The organism is Ercella succinigenes, from assembly GCF_900002895.1.
Genome location: NZ_CDHP01000073.1, coordinates 37,933 through 64,399, shown reverse-complemented (window position 1 = coordinate 64,399; position 26,467 = coordinate 37,933). Strand labels below are relative to the sequence as shown.

General features: G+C 38.4%; 23 protein-coding genes. 6 read left to right on the top strand and 17 right to left on the bottom strand.

Annotation, left to right across the window (positions count from 1 at the left end; translation table 11 throughout):
* The first annotated feature begins 29 nt into the window (after nucleotides 1-29).
* Together AC0KSB_RS15575 and AC0KSB_RS15570 are read left to right on the top strand one after the other, a co-directional pair.
* The gene (locus tag AC0KSB_RS15575) at nucleotides 30-758 is read left to right on the top strand and encodes a prepilin peptidase (RefSeq protein WP_472310813.1); all 729 of its coding nucleotides are present in this window, start codon (nucleotides 30-32) and stop codon (nucleotides 756-758) included.
* A 4-nt stretch (nucleotides 759-762) separates the two neighbouring features.
* A complete protein-coding gene (locus tag AC0KSB_RS15570; protein WP_472310811.1) occupies nucleotides 763-1,827 on the top strand; it encodes a lysostaphin resistance A-like protein in 1,065 nt (354 codons plus the stop codon).
* Here AC0KSB_RS15570 and AC0KSB_RS15565 read toward each other — a convergent pair.
* The 10 genes from AC0KSB_RS15565 to AC0KSB_RS15520 all read right to left on the bottom strand — a co-directional run bounded on the left by AC0KSB_RS15565 (nucleotide 1,815) and on the right by AC0KSB_RS15520 (nucleotide 12,376).
* Nucleotides 1,815-3,149 carry a peptidase U32 family protein gene (locus AC0KSB_RS15565; protein ID WP_472310809.1) on the bottom strand — a complete coding sequence of 445 codons (1,335 nt, stop codon included), beginning with the start codon at nucleotides 3,147-3,149 and terminating at the stop codon, nucleotides 1,815-1,817. The two genes, AC0KSB_RS15570 and AC0KSB_RS15565, sit on opposite strands and share 13 nt — an antisense overlap.
* The gene (gene mltG, locus AC0KSB_RS15560) at nucleotides 3,115-4,272 is read right to left on the bottom strand and encodes an endolytic transglycosylase MltG (protein WP_472310807.1); all 1,158 of its coding nucleotides are present in this window, start codon (nucleotides 4,270-4,272) and stop codon (nucleotides 3,115-3,117) included. Before mltG ends, AC0KSB_RS15565 begins: the two co-directional genes overlap by 35 nt.
* A 40-nt stretch (nucleotides 4,273-4,312) precedes the next feature.
* On the bottom strand, nucleotides 4,313-6,172 hold the full coding sequence (gene typA / locus AC0KSB_RS15555) for a translational GTPase TypA (protein ID WP_472310805.1): 1,860 nt from the start codon (nucleotides 6,170-6,172) through the stop codon (nucleotides 4,313-4,315).
* Between the two features lie 32 nt (nucleotides 6,173-6,204).
* Entirely contained in the window at nucleotides 6,205-7,530 is a 1,326-nt protein-coding gene (gene der, locus AC0KSB_RS15550) for a ribosome biogenesis GTPase Der (RefSeq protein ID WP_472310803.1), read from the bottom strand.
* Nucleotides 7,531-7,588: 58 nt separating this feature from the next.
* Nucleotides 7,589-9,010: a DUF512 domain-containing protein gene (locus AC0KSB_RS15545; RefSeq protein ID WP_472310801.1), complete on the bottom strand. Its 1,422-nt coding sequence runs from the start codon at nucleotides 9,008-9,010 to the stop codon at nucleotides 7,589-7,591.
* A gap of 93 nt (nucleotides 9,011-9,103) precedes the next feature.
* Complete coding sequence (gene rpmF, locus AC0KSB_RS15540) at nucleotides 9,104-9,286, bottom strand: 50S ribosomal protein L32 (protein ID WP_472310799.1); 183 nt, start codon at nucleotides 9,284-9,286, stop codon at nucleotides 9,104-9,106.
* A gap of 15 nt (nucleotides 9,287-9,301) precedes the next feature.
* Nucleotides 9,302-9,841 (bottom strand): YceD family protein, encoded by a 540-nt coding sequence (locus tag AC0KSB_RS15535; RefSeq protein ID WP_472310797.1) that lies wholly within the window; start codon nucleotides 9,839-9,841, stop codon nucleotides 9,302-9,304.
* Nucleotides 9,842-9,944: 103 nt separating this feature from the next.
* Complete coding sequence (locus AC0KSB_RS15530; protein ID WP_472310795.1) at nucleotides 9,945-10,385, bottom strand: YwiB family protein; 441 nt, start codon at nucleotides 10,383-10,385, stop codon at nucleotides 9,945-9,947.
* A gap of 27 nt (nucleotides 10,386-10,412) precedes the next feature.
* Nucleotides 10,413-11,273, bottom strand: a complete 861-nt coding sequence (gene murI / locus AC0KSB_RS15525) for a glutamate racemase (protein WP_472310793.1) — start codon at nucleotides 11,271-11,273, stop codon at nucleotides 10,413-10,415.
* Nucleotides 11,270-12,376, bottom strand: coding sequence for a D-alanine--D-alanine ligase family protein (locus tag AC0KSB_RS15520; protein ID WP_472310791.1), 1,107 nt, complete (start codon nucleotides 12,374-12,376; stop codon nucleotides 11,270-11,272). Before AC0KSB_RS15520 ends, murI begins: the two co-directional genes overlap by 4 nt.
* A gap of 197 nt (nucleotides 12,377-12,573) precedes the next feature.
* On the opposite strand from AC0KSB_RS15520, the gene AC0KSB_RS15515 reads away from it, so the two are divergent.
* Complete coding sequence (locus AC0KSB_RS15515) at nucleotides 12,574-13,608, top strand: RluA family pseudouridine synthase (RefSeq protein ID WP_472310789.1); 1,035 nt, start codon at nucleotides 12,574-12,576, stop codon at nucleotides 13,606-13,608.
* A 53-nt stretch (nucleotides 13,609-13,661) separates the two neighbouring features.
* On the opposite strand, the gene proS is transcribed toward AC0KSB_RS15515, so the two are convergent.
* The 4 genes from proS to AC0KSB_RS15495 all read right to left on the bottom strand — a co-directional run bounded on the left by proS (nucleotide 13,662) and on the right by AC0KSB_RS15495 (nucleotide 18,890).
* The gene (proS, locus tag AC0KSB_RS15510) at nucleotides 13,662-15,098 is read right to left on the bottom strand and encodes a proline--tRNA ligase (RefSeq protein ID WP_472310787.1); all 1,437 of its coding nucleotides are present in this window, start codon (nucleotides 15,096-15,098) and stop codon (nucleotides 13,662-13,664) included.
* A 38-nt stretch (nucleotides 15,099-15,136) separates the two neighbouring features.
* A complete protein-coding gene (locus AC0KSB_RS15505; protein ID WP_472310785.1) occupies nucleotides 15,137-16,342 on the bottom strand; it encodes an acetate kinase in 1,206 nt (401 codons plus the stop codon).
* 3 nt (nucleotides 16,343-16,345) lie between these two features.
* On the bottom strand, nucleotides 16,346-17,338 hold the full coding sequence (gene pta, locus AC0KSB_RS15500) for a phosphate acetyltransferase (protein ID WP_472310783.1): 993 nt from the start codon (nucleotides 17,336-17,338) through the stop codon (nucleotides 16,346-16,348).
* A gap of 247 nt (nucleotides 17,339-17,585) precedes the next feature.
* Nucleotides 17,586-18,890, bottom strand: coding sequence for a hypothetical protein (locus tag AC0KSB_RS15495; protein ID WP_472310781.1), 1,305 nt, complete (start codon nucleotides 18,888-18,890; stop codon nucleotides 17,586-17,588).
* Between the two features lie 174 nt (nucleotides 18,891-19,064).
* On the opposite strand from AC0KSB_RS15495, the gene AC0KSB_RS15490 reads away from it, so the two are divergent.
* Both AC0KSB_RS15490 and tyrS read left to right on the top strand, forming a co-directional pair.
* A complete protein-coding gene (locus AC0KSB_RS15490; RefSeq protein ID WP_472310779.1) occupies nucleotides 19,065-20,420 on the top strand; it encodes a tRNA(Met) cytidine acetate ligase in 1,356 nt (451 codons plus the stop codon).
* A 39-nt stretch (nucleotides 20,421-20,459) separates the two neighbouring features.
* Nucleotides 20,460-21,689, top strand: coding sequence for a tyrosine--tRNA ligase (tyrS, locus tag AC0KSB_RS15485; protein ID WP_472310777.1), 1,230 nt, complete (start codon nucleotides 20,460-20,462; stop codon nucleotides 21,687-21,689).
* 107 nt (nucleotides 21,690-21,796) lie between these two features.
* On the opposite strand, the gene rpsT is transcribed toward tyrS, so the two are convergent.
* The gene (gene rpsT, locus AC0KSB_RS15480) at nucleotides 21,797-22,063 is read right to left on the bottom strand and encodes a 30S ribosomal protein S20 (protein ID WP_472310775.1); all 267 of its coding nucleotides are present in this window, start codon (nucleotides 22,061-22,063) and stop codon (nucleotides 21,797-21,799) included.
* A 175-nt stretch (nucleotides 22,064-22,238) separates the two neighbouring features.
* On the opposite strand from rpsT, the gene AC0KSB_RS15475 reads away from it, so the two are divergent.
* Complete coding sequence (locus AC0KSB_RS15475; protein ID WP_472310773.1) at nucleotides 22,239-24,116, top strand: ribonuclease J; 1,878 nt, start codon at nucleotides 22,239-22,241, stop codon at nucleotides 24,114-24,116.
* Between the two features lie 137 nt (nucleotides 24,117-24,253).
* Here the strand turns inward: AC0KSB_RS15475 and AC0KSB_RS15470 are convergent, their stop codons facing one another.
* Together AC0KSB_RS15470 and AC0KSB_RS15465 are read right to left on the bottom strand one after the other, a co-directional pair.
* Nucleotides 24,254-24,886, bottom strand: coding sequence for a cobalamin B12-binding domain-containing protein (locus AC0KSB_RS15470; RefSeq protein WP_472310771.1), 633 nt, complete (start codon nucleotides 24,884-24,886; stop codon nucleotides 24,254-24,256).
* Nucleotides 24,887-24,971: 85 nt separating this feature from the next.
* Nucleotides 24,972-26,312: a helix-turn-helix domain-containing protein gene (locus tag AC0KSB_RS15465; protein ID WP_472310769.1), complete on the bottom strand. Its 1,341-nt coding sequence runs from the start codon at nucleotides 26,310-26,312 to the stop codon at nucleotides 24,972-24,974.
* Nucleotides 26,313-26,467: the final 155 nt, after the last annotated feature.

Sequence of the window (26,467 nt, the reverse complement as noted above, 5' to 3'; positions counted from 1 at the left end):
TCTCTGTTTTTACTGGGGGGAGAATTTAAGTGCTGATAAGAATTATAATTCATATCGCGGCAATTGTCTGTGGTTTTGCGGTATTCCTCTTTTTTAGAAGGATGCCTACTTCATGGTTGCTTGATTATGGTGAAAATAAAGTTAACGCCGAACTTTACAGAAAGCAGCAAATTCCTTTTACACCTTTTGCAGTTTCACTGATGGCTGCAGGACTTGTCTTATCATGGATTTTGTTGAATCAATATGATAGCTTTTTTTACCCCGCAGCTGTTTTTCTTATATGTATGATTCTCTTTTTGATAATAATCGCAGATTTTCAGACAAGAATTATTCCTGATCAGTTTGTTGTTGCTCTTATTCCTCTTGCTTTGATGCTCTGGTTTTTTTCTGACAGAAAGATTAGTGATTTGTTAATGAGAATAGCTGCAGGTCTTTTAAGTGGTTTGCTTCTGGCGGCCATTGGCTGGGCAGGATCAAAGTTAATGCATCAGGAAGCAATGGGCATGGGGGATGTAAAACTACTGGCAGCTGCCGGTCTTCTTACCGGTCTACAAGGCATTGCTATGGTTTTTGTATTATCTTTTGTAATTGCACTTATACCTGCAATAATCATGCTTATTATGAGAAGAATTAATCCAGAAAAAGATGGCTCACTAGCTTTTGGCCCATTTATTTCCATATCTGTTATAATTGTTCTTCTATTTAAGGATAATATATATCAGCTTTGGAACTGGTGGCTCAACCTGATAATTATTTAAAATTATGAAAAAAAACAGAAATAATACTAAAAAAGAACATATACTGAAAAACTTTTTCTCCAAGGGAAATGCTTCGATAAGAAATCCCTTGATAACTACGGCAGATGAAAGTTCCATATCTTTTGATGGTAGTGCTGCCGGAGCTTTATTGCTGATACATACTATTTTGTATCTTATTTCTGGATTTTTGGCTGATAATCGACCTGAAATCGCAGATTTGTTATATGCTCGCAGTTTTAATTCTTTTATTGCCGGCGGAATCATTACTCAGGGTATATTAATTTTTATTCCTGCTATAGTTATAATATATATTTACAAAATCCCTGCTGGTGCAGTTGCAGGGGAACGTCCAAGAGCTGGCAGTGTTATTCTTGGTATTGCAGCAGGACTGCCTGCTGCTGTTGTCTTTCAGGGATTAAATAATCTTTTGATATATTTCTTGGTAAAATCCAACTGGCAGTTGCCCGTAAGCACGACGCCTTATGCTTTTGATACCAATATGATTTGGACAGCTTCGTGGCAAATAAAATTGATCGTATTGCTTGTGAGTGCTCTCATTCCGGCTATAGTTGAGGAAATGATGTTCAGAGGGGTAATTCAAGCAGGATTGTCGACGCGAGGCAGAGGAACAAGTGTAATAATCTGGCAGGCTATCGCTTTTATGTTATTTCATAATGATCCTCTTTTTATGCTGCCACCTTTTTTATCAGGTTTATTACTTGGATATTTAAGATACAAAAGTATGAGTTTATTTCCTGCAATTTTCTGCCATATCTCTCTGAATATTTCTTTGCTTGCCATTAATCCTCTTTTACCAAGGCTGACTCAGAGCATGTTGGAAATATCCAGTCAAACAACAGAGTCATTATTGTATGCTTCACTTATTGCTTCTTGTATAGCAGCAGTCGCTCTTGTTCCTATGCTTATATTAATCAGCGGTCTCAGCAGACCTGAAAAAGAAGTCGAACAAACTAGATTAGTGATATTTCCGGGAGACTGGAAATATGCACTTTCAATAATTATCATGCTTATTCTCATTCTGATGACATATTATAGTCAGTTATCCTGAAATGGCTTATTATGTCGTGGCGTATCTTTATCTCCTGTTTTTCTTATAAATGCTCCAGAAGTAACATGTTCTGCCATAGGCAAATAATAAAGCATCTGTGGATGTGGTGTTGAATCTATGATATTTTTTTCAAGATCTAATATTTGTTCGGCTTTTATTTTTATATGTCTGCCCCGTGGTTGAATTAACTCAAGCTCATCGCCAAGATTAATTTTATTTCTTTGTTCCACCAATACAAGTTTACTTTGTGGCAGCCATGCTTTGACCATACCTACAACAGCGGCTTCACGTATCATAGTATCATCTTCAAAAACCTTGGCATCTTCAGATGGGGATTGATAATAAAACCCTGTGTCAAAAGGACGATGTACAGTCTGAGATAAATCACGCAGCCACTGCGGATCAGTCTGATATTGATCAGGATTTTTCGCCCATTTATCCAAAGCCTCTCTATATGCCTTTACAACAGTTGCTACATAAAAAGGGCTTTTAGTTCTACCCTCAATTTTAAAACTGTTTATACCGCTTGTGGCAAGCTCTGCAATATGTTCAATCATACACATATCTTTGGCATTAAATATATATGTGCCTCGATTATCTTCTTCCATCAAAAGTTGATCCTCAGGTCTTTTCATTTCGGTTAACAAATATTTTTGCTCAGGCTCAGATTTGAATTTCCAGCGGCAAGTTTGTGTACAGGCACCTTTATTGGCACTTCTACCTGTAAGATGAGCAGAAAGCATACATCTACCTGACCAGGCCATACACATGGCACCATGAACAAAAGCCTCCAACTCCAAATCAGCAGGTATTTCTGAACGAATGTTTTTTATATCTTCAAGAGACAGCTCTCTTGCAAGAACAATCCTTGCAGCGCCTAGCTTATGCCAGAAAGTACAAGCTTTGGCATTGGAAACACTGGCTTGTGTACTTATATGTATTTCCATATCGGGACATTCTTCTCTTACTATTGAGAAAATACCTGGATCAGAAACAATGACTGCATCAGGTTCACCGGCAGAGATAATTCTTATGGCTTCTCTCAGATTTATCATATCAGACGGCATCGCAAGAATGTTCATTGTTACATATGCCTTCAAATCATGATCATGTGCCTTTTTTATAGCAGCCGGCAAGCCAGTCTCTAAATCAAAATTACCACTGGCAGCGCGAAGACTATAGGCAGTTGTACCCATATAAACAGCATCGGCTCCGTACTTTATCGCCATGTCCAGTTTATTCATATCACCAGCCGGAGCAAGAAGCTCAATGCCTGCAGTTAAAATTCTATTCATTTTCGCCATTTTCCTGATTAGCTTCATCCTCAAGTCTTCTCTGATAAGCAGCAATGTTTGCTTCATGCTGATCAAAGTTGACAGCAAAGTCAGTTTTCCCATCCTCACCGGTAGCACTGAAGAAATAATAAGGAACATTTGCCGGCCAGAGCGCACCTTCTATTGCTGCAATCCCAGGAGAATTTATAGCTCCGGGAGGCAACCCCTTATTAGCATGTGTACTATATGCATTATCATTAAACATTTCTATCTGTTGCAAATTAAGCCACAAAACCGGCTCCATATCCAATTCTTCTCGCAGATAGTTAATTGTGGTATCAGAACTCAAAGTCATATCTGCATTGAGTCTATTATGGAAAACACCACCTATAGCTGCCATTTCCGTAGCATCTGCAGCTTCAGCCTGTACCAGAGAAGCAAAAGTGATTGCCTCGTCTATTGTCATGCCCATAAGTTCTGCTCTTGCATATATTTCATCGGTTAACTTAATATCTGTATTATTCAAAAAAGTTCTGATTATAGTTTCTTCATCTGAATTAATATCAAAAAAATAGGTGTCAGGGAAAAGATAACCTTGCAAAAGCCATTCTCTATCCGCAGAAGGCCGAATCTGTTTTACAAAATCATAATCCAGAAATTGATTAGGTCTTCTTACAAGACTGTCCAGTACATCTTCGTCAAACTTTACTCCAGCATCTCGAAGCCGCTGTTTTACCTGTTTATATGTAAGTCCTTCCGGGAATGTAACACTAACCGGATGAGGTCTTTGAGTCAAAATAAACATAATCTCGTCATAGCTCAAATCCTTGGTAAGATAATGTGTGCCTGCTATGTAAGAGCCATCAAAACCATTAAATTTAGAAAGTATTGTAAAAACCAGAGTATTTCCTATCATACCTTTTTTTTCAAGAATCTCGGCAATATCCCTTGTTTCAGATGCTCTTGGTATTATAACTTCAATAGCACCAGGCGTACTTTCAATAATAGGAGACCTGCCAGTCTGTTCATAGGCTGCTTCAAGATCATCAAATCTGCTGTTTTGTGCCAACACATATGAAAATCCAAAATAAAATCCGGCCGCTGTTACAGATATTAAAAGAAACAGCACCAGTACAATTGACAATGTACGAGATATTTTTTTTGACAGCATCCGGCTTTAACCTCCCGCTGAATAATCCTGCTTAATCAGTTTATTTGCCTTGCAGCTTTTTTGATCTGATTCTTGCTCTCTGGTCGGAATCAAGGATTCTTTTACGCAAACGAATATTTTTGGGAGTAACTTCTATCAGCTCGTCATCTGATACAAATTCCAAAAACTGTTCAAGACTCATTTGTATTGGCGGCACAAGTCTAAGAGAATCATCTGCACCAGAAGCGCGCATATTAGTTACATGTTTCTTCTTGCAAACATTAACAACAATATCGTCATTTTTGGGATTACGTCCCACTACCATGCCTTCGTAAACCGGGGTTCCTGCACCTATGAACAAACTGCCTCTTTCCTGAGCATTATAAAGTCCATATGCAACAGCATCACCATTTTCCCATGCTACGAGAACACCATGTGAACGTGTCTCTATCTCACCCTTCCAAGGCTCAAAACCATTTATGACGCTGTTCATTATACCATTGCCTTTTGTGTCGGTCAAAAACTCAGAACGATAGCCAATAAGTCCACGTGAGGGAATTCTAAATTCCATTCTGGTATATCCTTTTTCAGGAGGAAGCATGTTTATAAGTTCAGCCTTACGCCTACCTAGCTTTTCAATTACCACACCTACATAGTCTTCAGGAACATCTATTAAAACAAGTTCCACCGGTTCCATTTTTTCACCGTCGATGTCTTTTACAATAACCTGCGGCTTAGAAACCTGCAGCTCATAACCTTCTCTGCGCATAGTTTCAATCAGAATCGAAAGGTGAAGCTCGCCTCTTCCCTTTACAACAAAAGCTTCCGTTGAATCAGTTTCTTCTAAACGCATTGAAACATTTGTTTCCATTTCGCGCATAAGACGGTCGCGCAAGTGGCGGGAAGTCACATATTTGCCTTCTTTGCCGGCAAAAGGACTGTCATTAACACTGAAAGTCATAGCAATTGTTGGTTCATCAATATTTACGAAAGGCAATGCTTCAGGATGGCCTTGCATGCAAATAGTATCACCTATATTAATTTCAGGTATTCCCGCAACACAAACAATCTCACCTACGGAGGCTTCGCTTATTTCACTTCTCATAAGACCTTGATATCTAAAAAGCTTCACAATTTTAGCATTTTGCTGCGATTGATCATCATATCCACAAACCACAGTCTGTTGTCCCTGCCTGATGGTTCCTCTCTCTACTCTGCCAATAGCAATTCTGCCGATATAGTTGTCATAGTCAATATTTGAAACAAGCATTTGCATCGGAGCTTCAACATCTCCTTTAGGACAAGGCATATGATCTCTGATTGTTTCAAGCAAAGGTAAACAGTTTGCTTCTTCAGTTCCCGCTTCAATATCTTTAAGATCAAGACAAGCATATCCATCCTTACCGGAAGCATATAATATCGGAAAATCAAGCTGATCATCATCAGCTCCAAGTTCAATAAACAACTCCAGCACCATATCTACGACTTCTATAGGTCTGGCATCAGGACGATCTATTTTGTTGATAACAACAACAGGTATCAACTTCATTTCCAGAGCTTTACGTAAAACAAACCTGGTCTGAGGCATAGGCCCATCATAGGCATCGACTACCAGAAGAACACCATCAACCATCTTTAGAACACGTTCAACTTCTCCACCAAAGTCAGCATGCCCGGGAGTGTCAACAATATTGATGCGTATATCATCAAAAGTTATGGCTGTATTTTTTGCCAAAATAGTAATGCCTCTTTCTCTTTCAAGGTCGTTAGAATCCATTACCTGTTCAACAACTACCTCATTTTCCCGAAAAATACCACTTTGCTGCAGCATAGCATCTACCAAAGTTGTTTTTCCATGGTCTACATGTGCGATAATGGCAATATTACGTAAATCTTTAATTAGTTTATCAGAATTTGACACGTGTTGTTCTTCCCTTCTACTATTGCTTTCTACTATTGCTTTTTTTCTTTGCCTCTGAGCATAAACCAGATCGGAGTTCCCATAAAACCAAAATTCTTACGGAACTGGTTTTCCAGATATCTTTCATAGGAAAAATGCATCAGCTTGGTATCATTAACGAATAATACAAATTGAGGTGGCCTTGTTGCCACCTGGGTAGCATAAAATATTTTCAGATGCCGTCCTTTATCTTGCGGAGTAGGTACCATGGCAACAGCTTCTGCTATTAAATCATTGAGCATACCTGTACTCAGACGTTTACCACCTTGTTCATAAACCTGATTAACAAGTGTCAAAAGACGGTTTACACGTTGACCAGTTAATGCAGAAACAAATACTACAGGTGCATATTGCATAAAAGCAAATCTACTTCTTACCTGCTTTTGATACTGCTCAAGCGTTCCTGTTTCTTTATCTACCAGATCCCATTTATTAACTACCAAAATACAAGATTTGCCCGCTTGATGAGCATAACCTGCAACTTTAGTATCCTGCTCCGTTACACCTTCAGTAGCATCAATCATTATCAAACAGACATCTGCTCTTTCTATAGCTGCAAGTGATCTGATCATACTGTATTTTTCGACACTCTCATCTATTCTACTTTTTTTACGAAGGCCTGCTGTATCGATTAGCAGATAATGACCCTGTTCACAAAACAGTTCAGAATCTATGGCATCTCTGGTCGTTCCTGGAATGTCAGAAACTATAGAACGGTCTTCGCCTAATAAACGATTAACAAGCGAAGACTTACCTGCATTTGGTTTGCCAATTACTGCTACTTTTATTAAATCACTGTCTTCATCTCCGTTTTCTTCATCTGGGAAAAATTCATAGGCGGCATCAAGCAGGTCGCCAAGACCCAGTCTGTGAACAGCTGAGATAGGGTAAATATCTCCAAGCCCAAGATTATAAAATTCATAAGCATCGGCTGGCATATCACCAACATGGTCTGCTTTGTTAACTGCAACCAGCACTGGTTTTGTTGATTTGCGCAGCATTTCGGCAATATCTGCATCATCCGCAGTCATGCCTGTTTTCAGATCAACAAGAAATATAATTATGTCAGCCATTTCTATAGCCAATTCAGCCTGTCTGCGCATTTCTCTTAATATCAAGTCGTCAGCCTTAGGTTCAATACCACCTGTATCTACCAGCGAAAACTTACGTCCCCGCCACTCACCTTCAGCATATATTCTATCCCTTGTAATACCTGGCATATCATCAACAATAGATACACGCTCACCTATAAGACCGTTAAAAAAAGTTGATTTCCCTACATTAGGTCTACCTACAACAGCAATAACAGGTTTACTCATATACATCAGCCTCCTTCCTGCAGTAATTTTCATCAAATGAAAATTCACATCTAAATATCTATAAAGCCATTTCTGACAATCCGTACAATAATCCTTCTGCCTGTTCTGGAACTGCAATCACACAGCATCCCAGTTCATTTGCCAAGGTCTCTAAACTGATATCATCAAGAAAAATATCTTCATCAGCTTTAAGCATACAATCAGGTATAATTGTTACAATATCATAATCAGGTTTTGCTTGCTCTTCAACAAATGATTTAAGCTGATTGATCAAATCCTGACCTGTTATCAATCCGGCAACAGTTACTGTATCCCCAAAAAAATCGTTAATAATGGTTTTTAGTTTTACATCAATACCTGTATAATCGGCCAATCTATTGACAAAAGGGTCGATTATCGAACTGGCAGCTGTACCTGTTGCAATCACAGCCATACGTTCGTTTTTTCTGATTTTAGAAAATCCAGGCTTATTACATTCTTTTTCAGCCGGTAATGCCATACGGTATTTATTTTCAGGAAGCTGCCTACCTGGTTCTGATAAATAAGCCTCCAAGGTATCAATAAACAATGCAGCCATGCCAACACCATTTTCCAGCTGAGGATATTCTTCATATTCCGAATTCGGCGGGAAAGGTATGCCGGCCTTCAGATAAAATTCATCACCGGCATAAATCTTACGACTACCGGTATCAGATAACATTTTTTGTTGCCATTGTCTTACAGTCTCAATAACAGCAAAAGCTTCCTGCTTAGAAAACGGTCTCATCGGATATAATTTATTTTCTTCCCGGTACCTTGTAATACCTACAGGTACCATAGCAATGCTTAAAACTGAATCGCCAAGAGAAGCAAGATCCTGCAGGCTTTTTTCCAAAACAATACCGTCATTTAATTCTGGACATAATACAATCTGGCAATTTAGTTTTATTCCCGCTGATGATAATTTTTTTAGTCTTTCCATCAGCTTGCCAGCATGGCGGTTATTCATCATTTTCTGCCTGATTAAAGGATCTGTTGCATGAACAGATATATTCATAGGAGAAAATCTATATGAAATAAGCCGTTCCAGTTCCAAATCACTGATATTAGTCAAAGTAACATAGTTACCATGCAAAAACGACATACGCATATCATCATCCTTGAAGTATAAAGACTTGCGCATACCTGAAGGCAACTGATCAATAAAACAAAAAACGCAGCGATTGTGGCACTTAGTACAATCAGTCAACAGTGGATTATCAAAAATCAGACCTAAATCTTCATCTTCATCTTTTTCAAGATCAAATTCTATTAAATCGCCATCTGCTTTTCTAAACAATAAAATCAGGTTTTCATTTAATTGTCTAACCTGATAATCAAAAATGTCCAGCACCGGCTGACCGTCTATACTCAACAAGCGGTCTCCAGGCTGGATTCCCAGCTCATATGCCAGACTGTCAGTCACAATCTGACTGATTATCTGTCCTTGGGGTTCAGACATATTGACTCCTCGAGAAAAAAAGCAGCGAGCATGATAGAATCATCCCCGCTGCGTCAACGATCCTTTGACATTTGACAAACTGTCAGATCCAACTTATGCTTCGGACGTCTTGACAATTTCTCTGCCTTTGTAATAACCACAGGTTTTACATACTTTGTGTCCAAGTTTCTTTGTATGACACTGCGGGCATTCTACCAGTCCTGGCACACTCAGTTTCCAGTTTGATCTGTGACGCGCTGTTCTGGCCTTGGACCATTTACGTTTAGGATTAGCCATTCCTCTACACCTCCATTATGTCCGCAGAACACCCTCGTCGTCCTGCAGCAGTTTACTTAATTTGCCAAACGGTGATGTATCATCTGCGTTATCACTAACACATCCGCAATCACCTTCATTTAAATTCCTGCCGCATTTCGGGCAAAACCCGGAACAATTCTCTTTACATAAAACCTGCAAAGGAATATTCAACAGCAGATTGTCTCTGATGGCCTGATCAATAATGATCGAATGGCCAGCATAGCCATAATATTCATCTGATTCCGGGTTCTCATCAATATTTGCAACCAGTCGATACTGTTCATCAACATCTACAATTATTTCACTCAAAGCAGGTTCCAGACAACGGTCACATGTACCACGTAAAACAGCCTTAAGCCTACCTTCAAGTTTGAATACTCCGTAATCAGTGCATTTCAGAGAGCCATCAAAAAAAACTTGTTCAAGATTTTGATTAATTGTATCCTGGACAATTAATTTAACACTCTCTGCATCCAACTTTACCGGCATTGATTCTCCCGGCATTCTGGACAGTGAAAGCACATCTATTTTCATATAATACCTCCACAGACGCGAACAATATTATCTATCAGAATGATCAATCTGTCAACTGTTCAACACCTTATTTTTTAGATTTCGTGCAAATGTCATAATATGATCAATCCTCTTTTGACTTTAGCTCTCTGATAAACATATTTAAACGTGTATTTACAGGTTCCTGCTGATTAAAATCAATGCTGTATCCAAGATGAACATAACCACCGCTTTGATCAATCTTATTGTCAACCAGACTTGTATAAATACCTACATCAAGATCTCCATAAGGAGTTTCCATTCTTGTTATGTGTCTAGCACCTGCACTAAAAGTAAGTTTCATCCCATGGCTACCATGACGAAGCAAAGTAACAATGCCATCATCTCCAACCCGCATGGTGGTTCTTGTTCCCTCCATGCCGGTTGCTTCACTTTCATCATAAACAATATACCAGGCACCTTCCTGATGAAACATAGTGCCTTCAGTCGTCAATTTTACTGAATCAGGGACTTCTTGTCCGCTCCATTGTTGTCCTTCTATTGTAATCAGAACATTTGGCTTCATATAAGCTGCTACCCCTCGATCTCTATCTTAATAATTTTCAATTTCCACATGACCTGCTGCCTTTATTCTTTTTTGCAAAAAATTGCTTCCGAGCTGTTGAAAATGGCTGCTGCTGTCACTGCTGAAATATTGATGCCAGCCCTCTGTTTTCTGCTTATTTAAAAGATTGTTCTGTTTCAAATGAACCTGCACTTGTTCAGCAACAGATTTACCGGCATTTATGAGATCAACCTGAGACCCCATCACAGAGCGAATTGCATTTGTCAAAAGTGGATAATGTGTACAGCCCAGAACAAGTGTATCTATTCTATCTTTTATCAATGGTTCCAGATATACACCGGCTATTGATTTAACAATGTCATTATCCCACCAGCCTTCTTCAGCAAGACCTACAAACAAAGGACAAGCCTGCTGACTAATATGAAGGGGTCTACCGCTGACTCTAGCCAGAGCCTGAGCATATACTCCACTTTGCACAGTACCTCTTGTACCAATCACACCTATACGATGATTCTTGGTACGGGTAATAGCAGCCTGGGCACCTGGAGTAATAACTTCTATAACCGGAACACCAGCAATTTTCTGAACTTCGTCATAAGCCTGGGCGCTAGCTGTATTACAGGCAATCACAATCATTTTCACACCCTGATCAAGTAGAAAACGTGTATTCTGTTTAGAATAATGCCTGACTGTATCTGCTGATTTACTACCATAAGGAGTTCTTCCACTATCCCCAAAATAAACTGTGTTTTCGTTTGGCAAAAGAGATATTATTTCTTTTAATACTGTAAGGCCGCCTAACCCCGAATCAAAAATGCCAATTGCTTTTTCAGAATTAGGATCAATTATTTCCTTTTCAGAATTTTCGTTTATCGTTAATTCTGTCATATCAACTCCCGGCGCTGTACTGCCTTAAATTCCTCGACAGCTAATTCACACAAGCGTGTTACCAATTCTTCTATTGTATAACCGGATTTAGCAAAAGCCTGAGGAAATATGCTGATTGGAGTAAATCCCGGCAATGTGTTTATCTCATTGATAAATATCTTTCCCTCGCCGGTCAGAAAAAAGTCCACTCTGGAAAGCCCGCTACAGCCAAGCGATTTATATGCATCAACTGCATAGTCTCGAATTCTTTGTTCCTGATCATCATTTAAAGGAGCTGGTAATAATATTTTTGCTCCTTCAGCACTAAAATATTTTGTTTCATAATCATAATAATCTATATCTTCTGCAGTAGCAACTTCGCCGATAACAGCAGTCTGAGGATCATCATTACCCATAATTGCAACTTCTATTTCTCTTGCCTTAACGAATTCCTCTATCAGCACAATATTATCATAATCAGCCACTTCAGCAAGTGCAGATGCAATTAAGTCAACGTTATCTACTCTTTTAGTTCCAACTGAAGATCCACCTTGATTAGGCTTTAAAAAACAGGGAAACCCTATTTGTTTTTTTATCCGTTCAATAACAGCATCAATATTATTTTCTATTTCACTGCGCCTGGCAATCATATATTTGCATTGTGGAATTTCAGCCTGTTCAAAAATCATTTTACTGTGACGTTTGTCCATGCCTGCTGCTGAAGCCAGAACATTACAACCCACATAAGGTATAGAACAAAGCTGCAGCAAACCCTGTAAAGAACCATCCTCACAATTTATGCCGTGAACGGCAGGATAAATACAGTCAGGCTTTTCCCCTACCAAATTTATCAACCATTTTTCTGGAGACAAAGGAATATCATTGTCTTTGCTTGCGCAGGCACTCAAATACTGTTTTCTGGCAAATTTTTCCCATGATCCATCAAGGATTGCTTCATCACTTCCAGAATATGGCAGCCATTCTCCTTTTTGTGTAATACCTAGAGTAATAATGCGCTTTCCTGCTTTTCTGAGACCGGATATTATATTAAATGCTGATCTTCTCGATATCAGATGCTCGGTAGAAACACCACCGAAAATTACCATCACAGTTTTTACTGACATTGTATTCACCTCTTATTGCAACATATATCCTAACAAGTTTATATCAAGCAAATTGAAGGGTCAAGATTTTTAATCATTGAACCCTTTTTTCTGAGTATTTTATTTTTTACAGGGATGGTTTATCCATTGTTCAACTTGTCAATCGATTTGTTATCTGTAATAATGGCGGCATTACTATTAACGAGCTGAGGTTTTTTATGCCCATAAAACAGGAATGGAAAGTTGCAGACAACTGCGATAATTACAAATTATCAGGAATAATAAGACTTCATAATCCTGCTCTCACAGGAGCAGTTATTTTCAAAGCATTAAAAAACAAAGATATCCGCATTAATAATATAAAATGCAAAGATGATCTGCGCTTGCAAAGTGGCGATAAAATCACCTGCTATTGGCCTGACAATATAAAAGATGATCTGAATATTTCTGATTACTCTGTCGAAGGAATAGAAGGAAAAAGTTTTTGTAAGAACAATCAGTATTTTGAATTAATATATGAAGATAATAATCTGCTGGTTTTATCAAAAAAAGCTGGTTTGCAAGTTCATAAAAATGAAAATGAAATTTCAGAAGAAATTACATTAATAGATCTTGTTCACTCAATATGGTCAGATCAAAATATAAAATTATGTCATCGTTTAGATAGAAATACAGCAGGTTTGATTTTACTGGCCAAAAACAACTCAAGTTATGAGCTTATAAGTGAACTAATAAAAAATCGTCTGATAAACAAAAAATACAGATGTCTTGTAAAAGGTATTCCGGAAAAGAAAACAGATGTACTAAAAGCCTGGCTGCAAAAAGATTCTCGTGAAAATCATGTGTACATAAATGACAAACCAGGCAAAAATGCTAAACAGATTATTACCGGCTACAAGGTTTTAAAATCATGGCCTAATGCCAAAAACAAGCAAAAATCATTTTCAGAACTGGAAATAGAACTGATAACAGGCAGAACGCATCAAATAAGAGCACATATGTCTTATATCGGACATCCATTGCTTGGTGATGGGAAATATGGAAAAAACAGTTATAATAAGTATTTTAAGGATATCAATGGCAATTTTTTGAAAAGACAGCAGCTGACTGCCTATAGTTTGTCATTGCCGTCATACGATATAATTGCAGCAAGTTCAGATAAGTTAAATTTAAGAAAAGACCTCCTGACAGAGGCTGCCGGAAGGTCTTTTGAAATAAACGTAGAATATGATCTTGATTTTTCTCAGATATAATGCCGGTCTAATAAGTTAGTATTAAACAATACAATCATAAGCCAGTTCAAACATCAGTATGCCTTGCCCCAAATAATTTCATGGCTGGCTTCTTTGCCGCAACAAACACATTGATCTGATATTTTTGTCTGCTCAAGAGGCATACATCTTGAAGTAGCTCCGAGTTCTTCCTTGACTTTGAGTTCACAGTCAAGTGATCCGCACCACATAGAGCGAACAAAACCAGGTTTTTCAGCAAGCAGCTTAGATAAAGTCTGCCAGTCCGTCGCAGAATAAATGCGGCTGTTCATGCTGTCAAGAGCACGTTGATACAAAGTATTATGAACTTCATCAAGCAAATTTTGAACATTCTCCAATAAATTATCAAGTGATAATACAATTTTTTCACCTGTGTCACGGCGCACCGCAACACATTGATTATTTTCCAGATCACGTGGACCAAGCTCAAGACGCAAAGGCACACCTTTCATCTCGTATTCACTGAATTTCCAGCCTGGCATTTTATCAGAATCATCAAGTTTTACTCTGAACTGAGAAGAAAGTAATGATTTGATTTCAGAGGCCTTTTCGCTTACACCTGGTTTATGAGCAGCAATAGGAACAATTACAACCTGTAAAGGTGCTATTCTAGGTGGGAGAACAAGCCCACTATCATCACCATGAACCATGATAATAGCACCGATAGAACGAGTTGAAAGCCCCCATGATGTCTGATGAACATATTGCAGCTGATTATTTTTATCACTGTACTGGATATCAAAGGCTTTAGCAAAACCATCGCCAAAATAATGAGACGTAGCTGACTGCAAAGCTTTGCCATCATGCATCATAGCCTCAACAGTATAAGTTTCCTCTGCACCTGCAAATTTCTCTTTATCAGTTTTCTGTCCTTTTACGACAGGAACAGCCAGATAATCGCGATAAAAATCAGCATATACATTCAACATTTTTATTGTCTCTTCAACAGCTTCCTGAGCAGTGGCATGAGCAGTATGTCCTTCCTGCCAGTAAAACTCTGTAGATCTTAAAAATGGGCGTGTTGTTTTTTCCCAGCGAACTACTGAAACCCACTGATTATAAAGCTTCGGCAAATCTCTCCATGATTGAATAACCTGTGCATAATGATCACAAAACAATGTTTCAGAAGTAGGTCTGATACAAAGGCGTTCCGCTAATTTTTCACTTCCGCCATGAGTAACCCAGGCCACCTCCGGAGCAAAACCTTCCACATGATCTTTTTCTTTCTGCAAAAGGCTCTCGGGAATAAACATAGGCATGGCAACATTCTCGTGATCAGTATCCTTAAACATCTGATCGAGATTTTTTTGAATATTTTCCCAGATAGCAAATCCATACGGTCGCAGAATCATACAGCCTTTGACAGCAGAATAATCTATCAATTCTGCTTTTAATACCACATCTGTATACCACTGGGTAAAATCCTGATCCATTGCCGTAATGGCTTTTACTACCTTCTCTTTACCTGCCATATTATAAAACTCCTAACTTGCTTGTCTCAAAATGATAATTAGATTTTAAATCCTACAACCTTTGCCGTTTCCTGTGCAATAGCCAACTCTTCATTAGTGGGCACAACCAAAACCTTTACATGTGATTCATCAGTAGATATTTCTGCTTCACGACCCTTTACGGCTGAGTTTTTATAAGGATCAATTTGAATTCCCATGTAATCAAGACCTTCACAGGCACCAAGTCTGATATCCGTTGTATTCTCTCCTATGCCGGCAGTAAAGATAACAGCATCAACACCGCCCATAGCAGCTGAGTAAGCACCAATAAATTTACGGCATTGGTATTTGAACATATCAAGAGCCAGGGAAGCTTTTTTATTGCCTTCACCAGCGGCTGCATAAAGATCTCTAAAATCACTGCTTACACCTGAAATTCCCATAACACCTGATTTTTTATTCATCAAATCATCAATGCCCTTAGCATCAAGATTTTCCTTATTCATCAGGAAAGTTACTATTGCCGGATCAATATCACCTGATCTTGTTCCCATGCATATACCTGCCAAGGGAGTCAGCCCCATAGAAGTATCTACACATTTACCATTCTTTACCGCAGCAATAGAAGAACCATTGCCCAGATGACAGGTAATAAGTTTTAATTTTTCTATTGGTTTTTGCAACATTTCGGCAGCACGCTTTGCAACATAACCATGAGAAGTACCGTGGAATCCATATTTTCTAACACCATGCTTTTCATACATTTCATAAGGCAGGGCATACATATAGGATTTTGCAGGCATGCTCTGATGGAAAGCAGTATCAAATACAGCTACCTGAGGCACACTAGGCATCGCTTCTTCACAGGCTTCAATACCTGTCATATTAGGCGGATTATGCAAAGGAGCCAGATCATAACATGCTTTAATAGCTTTTTTAACTTCAGGAGTGATCAGTGCGGAAGAAGAAAAATTCTCACCACCGTGAACTACCCGGTGTCCTACAGCATCTATTTCATCCATACTGGAGATAACTCCATTATCTTCTGAAGTCAAAACTTTCAGAACAGATTCAACGGCAACTTTATGGTCGGGCATATCAACATTTAAGGTAACCGGATCTTTGTCTATTCCTATATGTTTAATAAATGCATTTTGCAAACCGATGCGTTCAGCACCGCCTTTAGCAATAACCTGACCTGAACTAACTTTTAGAAGCTGATATTTCAAAGAAGAACTACCGGCATTTATAACCAATACATTCATTCCTTATACCCCCTGTGCCTGAACAGCAGTAATTGCAGCAACACCAACTATATCTTCAGCACTGCAGCCTCGAGATAAATCATTTACAGGACGTGCAATCCCTTGTGTAACCGGGCCATAAGCTTCTGCTTTTGCAAGTCTTTGAACTAACTTGTATCCTATATTGCCAGCATTCAAATCAGGGAAAATAAGTACATTTGCTTTACCTGCGACAGCACTGTCAGGAGCCTTGCTCTGACCTATTTCTGGAACAATTGCAGCATCAAGCTGGAGCTCACCGTCGAGATTAAGATCAGGAGCCTTTTCTTTTGCCAGTTTTGTTGCTTCTATGACTTTTTTTGTTAAATGGCTGTTTGCACTGCCATAGCTTGAATAAGAAAGCATAGCAACATTTGGTTCAAGACCTGTCAGATTATTGAAGCTTTTAGCAGATGAAAGAGCTATTTCTGATAATTGTGCTGCATCAGGATCTTCCATAAGACCACAGTCAGAAAACAGAAAAGTTCCGTTTGAACCATATTCACAATCAGGTACAACCATTATAAAGAAAGAAGAAACCAGTTTTGTACCGGGAGCGGTTTTTAATATCTGCAAAGCAGGGCGTAAAGTATTTGAAGTGCTGTTCACAGCACCGGCAACCATACCGTCTGCCTTATTTTGTTTTACCATCATTACACCAAAAAACAAAGGATCAAGCATCGTTTGTTTAGCTTTCTCGATAGTCATACCCTTTGCTTTTCTCATTTCATAAAAAGCCTCAGAAAATATCTCATAATATTCGCTGGAAGCAGGGTCTACAACAGTAGCACCTGAAACATCCCATTGTGGAGCAACTGCCTGAATTTTCTCCCTATCACCAATCAGAACCACATTAGCAATGCCTCTGTCAATAATTTTGGCACAGGCCTCAACCGTCCTCGGATCATAACTCTCGGGAAGGACAATAGTTTTTTTGTCATTGCGGGCTTTTTCGATGATTGAATCAATGAATCCCATTGTACAAAACCTCTCTTCATTAAATCTTTAAATGTAATCATTTATGAACGCAAATTTCCCGCTGTCTGTTGACTCGCGGGAAACCAGGTTCATTTTCAACGCCCATTAGTATATACAATATTATCAGGATATTCAACTGTTTTCACATGTTTTATCAAAACATATCCTCTTATAATGACGCCGCTGAGATAATAACATATATATAATGCTCCACACCATTATATTTTATCACTGTTAGAAAATTTAATCATCTAAAAGCCAGTAAACTCCAGATATTATCTGATGACCAAACTCTGATTATTCCCTGATCATCCTGACGGAAAACAGCATTAAGTGCATCTGATCTCTGATTTGTCGCAATATGCCAGCTGAGACGATTAATTGCACGGTTATACAAAGTTGTATCTTCAGTTATTCTGGCTATTCTGGCTATCATGGCATATCCCCTGATAACTTCTTCCGTAGATCCGGCATGGCCTTGTATAACATTGTAGCTTTCATAAACAGCAAAACCATTTAGCATTTTGTCAGTTATCCAACGCAAAGTTCTTGGATCCTGCTCCCCTACTCTGCATAGATTCAATAAAATCTGCAGACTTGCTTCCACATTAACTTCAGGTTGATCGCCAGCATAATTTAGATAAGTTTGATGGTCAGGCCAAACGGCAAGTGCATACAAAGGCATCTCCTCACTTATTAGGGATCCTTTTATAATCTCCAGCCAATAATCATAAACACTTTGCCATGAATCATCAATCTGTATCAGATTTCTAATTGCAGCAATATCTACACTTGCAAGCATTATAAGATCATATTCTGCTGTTTTCTCAGGAACCGGTGATACAACAGGTCTTGGGGTCGGTGTTGCAGCAGGATCAGGGGCAGGAGCGGCTGTAGGAATGGCAACTTTAAGATTTGCCGATGGGCCGCTTTTATTGTCAAATACAGAAAGCAAATATTCCGAAGTTATTATTATCTTACTCCAGAGTTCTGTCTGGGGATCCTTGCTATAAATTGAAAGTAATAAGTCCGCATAAGACAGACTTGCTTCCCAGGATATTTCTGATTTTGTTATTTCCTTTGCATCATTTACCTGTATATATTTAACAACTTTACCGGAATCTACAAATTTTTTCTCAAAATTATCAAGCCAGGTAACTATGTCTTTTAATCTATTTTGCTCAACAAGATACTTGGCATACAAAATCTGGTCAGAAGCAAGTAATATTTCTGATGATTTGGCTGGTTCGGATTCACTTCTGATCGGAAGCTGATACCACTCACTAATACCATAGTCAGTATTATTTAGATTTAAAAGTCTTTGCTCCAGTTTTGCAGCCGTATCACCTTCAAGCAACATTTGCTCAACATCTCCGGCAAATGAAGTTTCAAGGAATTCTACCGAACCTGGAATACTGATTTCTATTTCCGGCAAATCTGTTTTTTCAAAAAAATCGAAACGCCTGAGGATAAGTATCGCAGCAATTACGATTATAATAAGAGCCAGACCAGACAGGAGCAGAATTTTTATTTTCTGTTTCTTTTTTGCCATAATATCTACTTTCCATTCTTACGCACAAGTTATGCATACTTGTTTAGTTTACTTTGTTATTATCATAACTATTGTATTATACTTTAATAAATGTATTTTAACGCAAAACAGAAAGACAAACAAAATCCTGAATATGTTAATCATTGAATAAAAGAAAACAAAAGAGGATATTAAATGAAAACAATTGGTATTGTAGCTGAATATAACCCTTTCCACTCGGGACATCTTTGGCAGATAAAGGAAGCAAGAAAAAAACTGGGCGAAGATTGCGCTGTAATTGTTGTAATGAGCGGCTCTTTTACTCAAAGAGGAGAGCCTGGGATAATGGACAAATGGGATCGGGCAAAAGCAGCTTTAGCTTGCGGTGTTAATCTGATTATAGAACTTCCTTTTGTTTTTGCCGCCAACAGTGCTGGAAGGTTTGCTGATGGAAGCATAAAAACGCTTGTATCGACAGGTATTGTTCAGAATATAGTTTTTGGTAGTGAATGCGGTGATATTGATTTACTTAATCAAATTGCCGATATAATCGGCAATGAAACTTCGGAATATCAAATTGAAATAAAAAAAGCTCTTGATAAGGGTTATTCCTGGCCTGCGGCTCGCCAAGCGGCTGTGAGCAGTCTTGTGGGAGCCCAAAAAGCTGAAACTCTCAATCAATCAAATAATATTCTGGCTATAGAATACCTGCGAGTTTTAAATAGCTTAAAAAATCAGCGAAAACCTAAAGCCTTTACAATTGTAAGGCATGGGCAGGATTATAAAGACACACTATTGCCAAAGGAAGGTATTTTAGCCAGTGCAAGCTCAATTCGAAAAACAATTGGTGAAACTTTGGGCTTTACGTGTAGCAGTCCTCAAAGAAAACAACCTGATTTTGCTGATCTGATTGAAAAACTAAGTCTGCATATGCCAGCAGAATCGCTAGCTGTTATGATGGATTCATTTTCAGCCGGACGAGCCCCTTTGATGCTGGATGATTTAGCTCCTCAAATAATCACAATGCTTAGAACTATGCCTGAAAACCATCTATCTGCAATTGCTTTTATGCAAGAAGGACTTGACAGGCGTTTAGCAGAAGCAGCTAAACGACCTAACTATAAATATGGAGGAAGATCTGACTTAAACCTACTCTCGGAAATTCAAAACAAAGATATGTCTTTAGATCAAGGAAGATTATCCAATCTTCTGAAACAAGCAGATACAAAAAGATTCCCACGAACAAGGATACAAAGAGCTTTGCTTGCTGTACTGATGCAGACTTATCAAGATGATTCAATCTTTACAGATTCAGAGCCACAATATTTGAGAATTTTGGCATTCGACAAGAAAGGACGCCACCTGCTTAAACTAATGCGAAAATATGCCGATTTGCCTATAATAACCAGAGCTTCAGATTTTATTGAATTTGGAAAAGAAAGCAAAATTTATCAACAAGCAGCCAAAGATTTGCAGGCAAGTGATTTATGGGCATTGGCCGCAAACCAGCGTTGTGGAGTTGATTTTGACACCGAGGTTATAATGGGCTAAAATAGCACAGATTAATCAGAGAAAGGAAGCTGTATGCAAATGGAACAGAATGTATTTGATACATTAAAAGAGCGCGGATATCTAGCTCAGGTTACGCATGAAGAAGAAGTACGTGAATTACTTGGGAAACCAGGTGCTACTTTCTATATTGGTTTTGATCCAACAGCAGATAGTCTGCACGTGGGTCATTTTGTCCAAATGATGGTTATGGCACATATGCAGAAAGCAGGGCATAAACCTATAGCTTTATTTGGTGGCGGAACAGGAATGATAGGAGATCCTTCAGGACGCAGCGACCTTCGTCAGGTTTTGACTGTAGAAACTATAAGGCATAATGTAAATAGATTTAAGGAACAAATGCAAATACTTATAGATTTCGAAGAAGATGCTGCTATTATGGTCGACAACGCCGACTGGCTTTTAGGATTGAATTATATTGAATTCATAAGAGAAATAGGTTCACAGTTTTCGGTAAACAGAATGCTTACGGCAGAATGCTATAAGCAAAGACTGGAAAAAGGTCTTACATTTTTGGAGTTTAACTATATGCTTTTACAAGCATATGATTTCCTCATGCTCTACCGTAAGCATAACTGTCAGCTTCAGCTGGGCGGTGACGATCAGTGGTCAAATATACTTGCAGGGGTCGACCTGGTCAGGCGTAAAGATCAGGGAAGTTCATTCGGAATGACTTTTAAACTTTTAGCAACCAGTGCAGGTGCTAAAATGGGCAAAACTGCATCAGGGGCTATTTGGCTGGATGCTGAAAAAACATCGCCTTTTGATTTTTATCAATACTGGCGAAATATAGATGATGCAGATGTTATCAACTGTATGAAACTTCTAACCTTCATTCCAATGCCGGAAATAGAAAAATATGCTTTGCTCAAAGATGCAGAAATAAATGAAGCCAAAAAGGTTCTTGCCTTTGAAGTAACTAAAATAGTACACGGTAATGAAATTGCTGAAAAAGTGCAAAAACAAGCCCAGGATATTTTTGAGAATAGCGGCAAATCAGAAAATATGCCTTGTACCGAGATCAGTATTGAAGAATTGGGGAAAGGGCTGTCATTGCTTGATGTTTTGCTAAATGCCGGATTAATCCCATCAAAAGGGGAAGGCAGAAGACTAATTAAGCAAGGTGGCATTTATCTCAATGATAAGGTTATATCTGATTTTGGTTTTACTTTGAAAAGTGAAGATTTCATAAACGCTGAGGCAATAATCAGAAAAGGTAAAAAAGTACATCATAAGCTTAAGCTGTCATAATTATATTTAATAAATCAAAAGCAAACATAAAAAACAAAACTGTCTCTTCTGCTAATTTGCAAGATGAGACAGTTTTTTAATATCTGATATAAAAACAAAAAAACTTATCAGGCTTTGCCTGCATTATTAAAGGCTTTAGCTAAACGTGACTTCTGACGTGCAACGGCATTCTTGTGCAGATAGCCCTTGCCGGCAGCTTTGTCAAGTTTCACCTGAGTTTCACGCACCAAAGCAGAAGCATTGTCAGCTGATGCATCGATAGCGGCATAAGTTTTCTTGATGGTAGTACGCAGATTACTCTTGTACATTTTATTTACAGCAGTTTTACGCTGAGAAACTCTCACGCGCTTCATGGCAGATTTGATATTCGGCATTGTTTTCACCTCCTGCACAGACAAATCACGTCTTAATTTTTGCACTGATGTATTCTATCATGGAAACACATGCTACGCAAGGTCTTAATGATATTATTTTTGTTTATATACTTCAATAATCATGCTATTATAGACACAGAATTAAATTTAAAAGAAAATCGGAGGTAATTACTAAATGCCCTTACAAAAGAATAAAGTCGGTGGACGAGAAACTCCAGAGAAGAGTAAATCGTCTGCTTTAGGTGGAGCGTCCAAATCCACAGGCAAAACCGCAGGTGGAAATAGAAAGGATGGCTCTTTGGTTGTCAAATCCCCAAAAAAAGCAGGCAACAATCAAAAAACGGCTTCAGCTAGAGCACCTCGCAACAGGCAAGCTAGAAGACCTGCTTCCGGCGGTTTACTAAAGGTTGTTCCTCTGGGAGGAATGCGTGAAATCGGCAAGAACATGACAGTTATTGAATATGATAACGACATGATAATAGTCGATTGTGGAATAGGTTTTCCTGAAGAAGATATGCCGGGAATTGACATTGTAATTCCTGATTTTTCGTATGTTATAAAAAACAAGGACAAATTACGTGGCATTTTTTTGACACATGGTCATGAAGATCATATAGGTGCTCTTCCTTGGCTGTGCAAAGAAATAAACGTGCCTATTTTCGGTAATAAGCTTACAATTGAGCTTGTACGTTTGAAGCTTGAAGATAGAGGATCAGGCGCAAAAAACGTTAAATTAAATGCGATCAGCGATGGAGATCGTGTTGACGCAGGAGTTTTTAATGTTGAGTTCATTCACACAAATCACAGTATAGCTGATGCTAATGCACTGTCTATACGTACTCCTGCCGGCATAATTTTTCATTCCGGGGATTTCAAAATTGATTATACTCCCATCCACGGTGGCCCCATGGATTTGGCTCGGATTGCTCAGATCGGTTCAGAAGGAGTTCTTCTGATGATTGCCGATAGTACCAATGTTGAAAGAAATGGATTTACTACGTCAGAGCGCAAAGTAGGTGAAAGCTTTGCCGATCTTTTTGCCAAAGCAGAAGGAAGAATATTTGTTGCAACATTCTCTTCCAATGTTTTTCGTTTGCAGCAAATTTTGACAGCGGCGGAAATGTATGGGCGAAAAGTAGCGTTATTGGGAAGAAGCATGTTGAATGTTTTCAATGCAGCTAATTCTTTGGGCTATATTCAGATGGATCCTGACACTTTAATTGACGTAAATCATATAGACAGATATGATGCCGATCAATTACTTTTCATCACTACAGGCAGTCAGGGAGAACCTATGTCTGCACTTACAAGAATGGCATTTTCTGAGCACAGACGTATAGAGATAATTCCGGGAGATACAGTTATCTTGTCTTCAAGTGCTATTCCAGGAAACGAGAAACCAATTTATCGTGTAATCAATGAATTGTTTAAGCGGGGGGCTCATGTTATATACGAGTCATTAAGCGAAATACATGTTTCTGGTCATGCCTACAAAGAAGAATTAAAGCTTTTGCACCAATTGGTTAAGCCAAAATATTTTGTTCCTGGACACGGGGAATATCGTCATCTTTATCAGCATGCTGAATTGGCTAATTCAATGGGCTCAGCCTGGGAAAATATCTTTTTGCTTAATAATGGTGATATTTTTGAATACAAACAGGGCAAAGCCAGAATAGGTGGATTTACAACTGCAGCAGGTATCCTGATTGATGGTTCCGGTATGGGTGATGTTGATAGTCTTGTGTTAAGAGACAGGCTTCTGCTTGCAGATGATGGTATTGTATCGGTTTTCATTGCAGTTAACCAGAAAACAGGTGATATTGTCGGTCAGCCGGATCTTCAGGCTAAAGGGTTTATCTATGAAAGTGAAAAAGAAAAAATCCTTAATGAATGCCGAAAAAAAATAAATCAATTTGCTAACAGAGCAAATCAGACTAATAAACCACTGGCAGCGATGATACAAAGCGGAGCTCTGCGCGACCAGTTGCGAGATCTTCTTTTTGAAAGAACAAGGCGCCGCCCTATGATACTTGTTTCTGTAATTGAAATCTGATACCTAAATACCGATCGATCCTTATTAGTGAAATAAGAATTTACAAAAACTTAAATTAAAATCCCCTTGAAATAACTTTGAAGGTTACTGCAAGGGGATTAATTATATTTACCTAACTATAGTGAAGAATTACAGTATCAGCCAATTGCTGCCAAAGCAGCTTCAGCAGCCGATGCTGCATCAGGAGTGTAAATATCGGCACCAACGCTTTTGGCAAAGGCTTCATTAACAGGAGCACCGCCTACCATAATTGTGAAACGATCTCTTACTCCTGCTTTTTCAGCAGCTTCAACAACATTTTTCATCTCTCCCATTGTAGTTGTAAGCAAGGCTGAGCAGCAAATAATTTGAGCATCTTTTTCTACAGCAACTTCAATAAATTTCTCAGCAGGTACATCTGTACCTATATCGGTAACATCAAAACCTTTTCCTTCCAACATCATAGTTACAAGGTTTTTGCCAATATCATGAAGATCACCTTTAACAGTACCAATAACTACTCTACCGCTGGCCTCAACACCATCTGATGCCAATAAAGGCTTAAGTATTTGTGTTCCTGCTTTCATTGCTCTGGCGGCAATAAGAACATCAGGTACATAAACCTCATTATTTTTGAATTTAACACCGATAACATTCATGCCTGATAAAAGACCTTCGTTAAGAATACTTTCAGCAGAGATGCCAGCATCAACAGCTTCCTGCACCATGACTTTTACATCTTTTGCCTTTCCTCTTTGTAGTGATTCAGAGATTTTTTCCAGAATTTCCATGTTTTCCTCCTCTTAAATTTCAAAATAATTTTATTTTTGCTTAACAAAAATCTTTTTCAAGGCAAGTTTTTCAAAAATTAAAATTTTATCTTATACTGCCGGTATTTTTTTTACGCCCTCGGGATTCTCTAAATTTTCCTGGAGTCAATCCCGTCATTTTCTTAAATACTTTTGAGAAATAACTCTGACCCTCAAAACCAACAAGGGATGAGATATCTACCAGGGGCACTTGTTCATTTAGAAGCAATTTTTTAGCAGCTTCAATCCTTACCAGATTGACATAAGCATTAAAATTCTCCCCCATTTCCTCCTTGAAAACCCTACTGAAATAAGCTGTGCTAAGAAAAACATGAGCTGCTGTTTCTTCCAGAGTTACCTTTCGCATATAGTTCTTTTTTACATAATCTACAGCTCTATATATAACATCAGCATGTTTTACATTGGTCAAATTAAAGACTTGATCTGTAAACCTAGCCATAATTCCCGATAACCAATAAGCAATTTCATCTATATTTCTGAAAGTGTTTATTTTATTCAAATACGTATAATTCAAGCCAAAAATCTGTTGTATATCAGCTCCACCTCTTATTGATGCACGAGATAATAATACTACAAGCTCAATAACTCTTGCTTTCATTACCTCTATGCTGCCACTGCTGGAGAAAAAAATATGTCCCAAAATTTCATTGAGGACTTCTTGAGAACCAGCCTTGTCACCGGTTTCAATCAATTCAAGCAATTTTGCTTCCTTATCAATAGGGTAAGAAAGTTTTTCATCTTCAGCATATGCATAAGATTTCAAAAAACTGATCTGATCCCAAAGCTCAGCCTGTAAATCTCCTGATTCTTTTTTCTGTTCAAGTGTATCGAAGCTTCTGTCAGATAAAGAGTTTGCAGTCATAAACAGAATTTCACTCATACTGTTTACTTTGTCAGGAGAAATGACTGGCACACTGTCCATTTTGCTTTTTAATTTTGCTGCCAGATAATCAGGAATACCATGCTTGCCAACATATTCGTCAACCATAAATTCATCAGGGTCAACCATATGTACCGGTCCGCCTAGAAGAGCGCCAACCACAGTATCATTACAAATCAGCGGGGATGCCCAATGTGTCAAACCAAGTGGACAGAAATAAACATATTGTCCGCCAAAACGTTCTGACTGATAACAACCATACAAGTGTGAATTGGAACAAACATTTGATTTTTCATCCGTCTGACCATGTTTTCTGGCACCTGGCAATACATTGGAAGCAAGTTCACAAATATTTGCCTGGTCACCAACCAGAGAGAGATGTATTGTTTCACCCATTGCATTGATTACGCGACATACAACACCACAGGCTTTGCTGTAGTTATCTGATGCTGCAAAAATCTTTTCAAGGTTCAGATCACAAATTGGATCATTATCGAGGTCATACATCTTCTATCAACACCTGCCTTGATGTCATTTTATATAAATATTGAACTTTTTTATGCAACTATTTTGCCTTGATTTGTATTTTTTTGACATTAAACAAAATACAGCCACATCTTTATTGGCTAAAACACAAATTTGTATCTTTTCTGAAGTTTAAT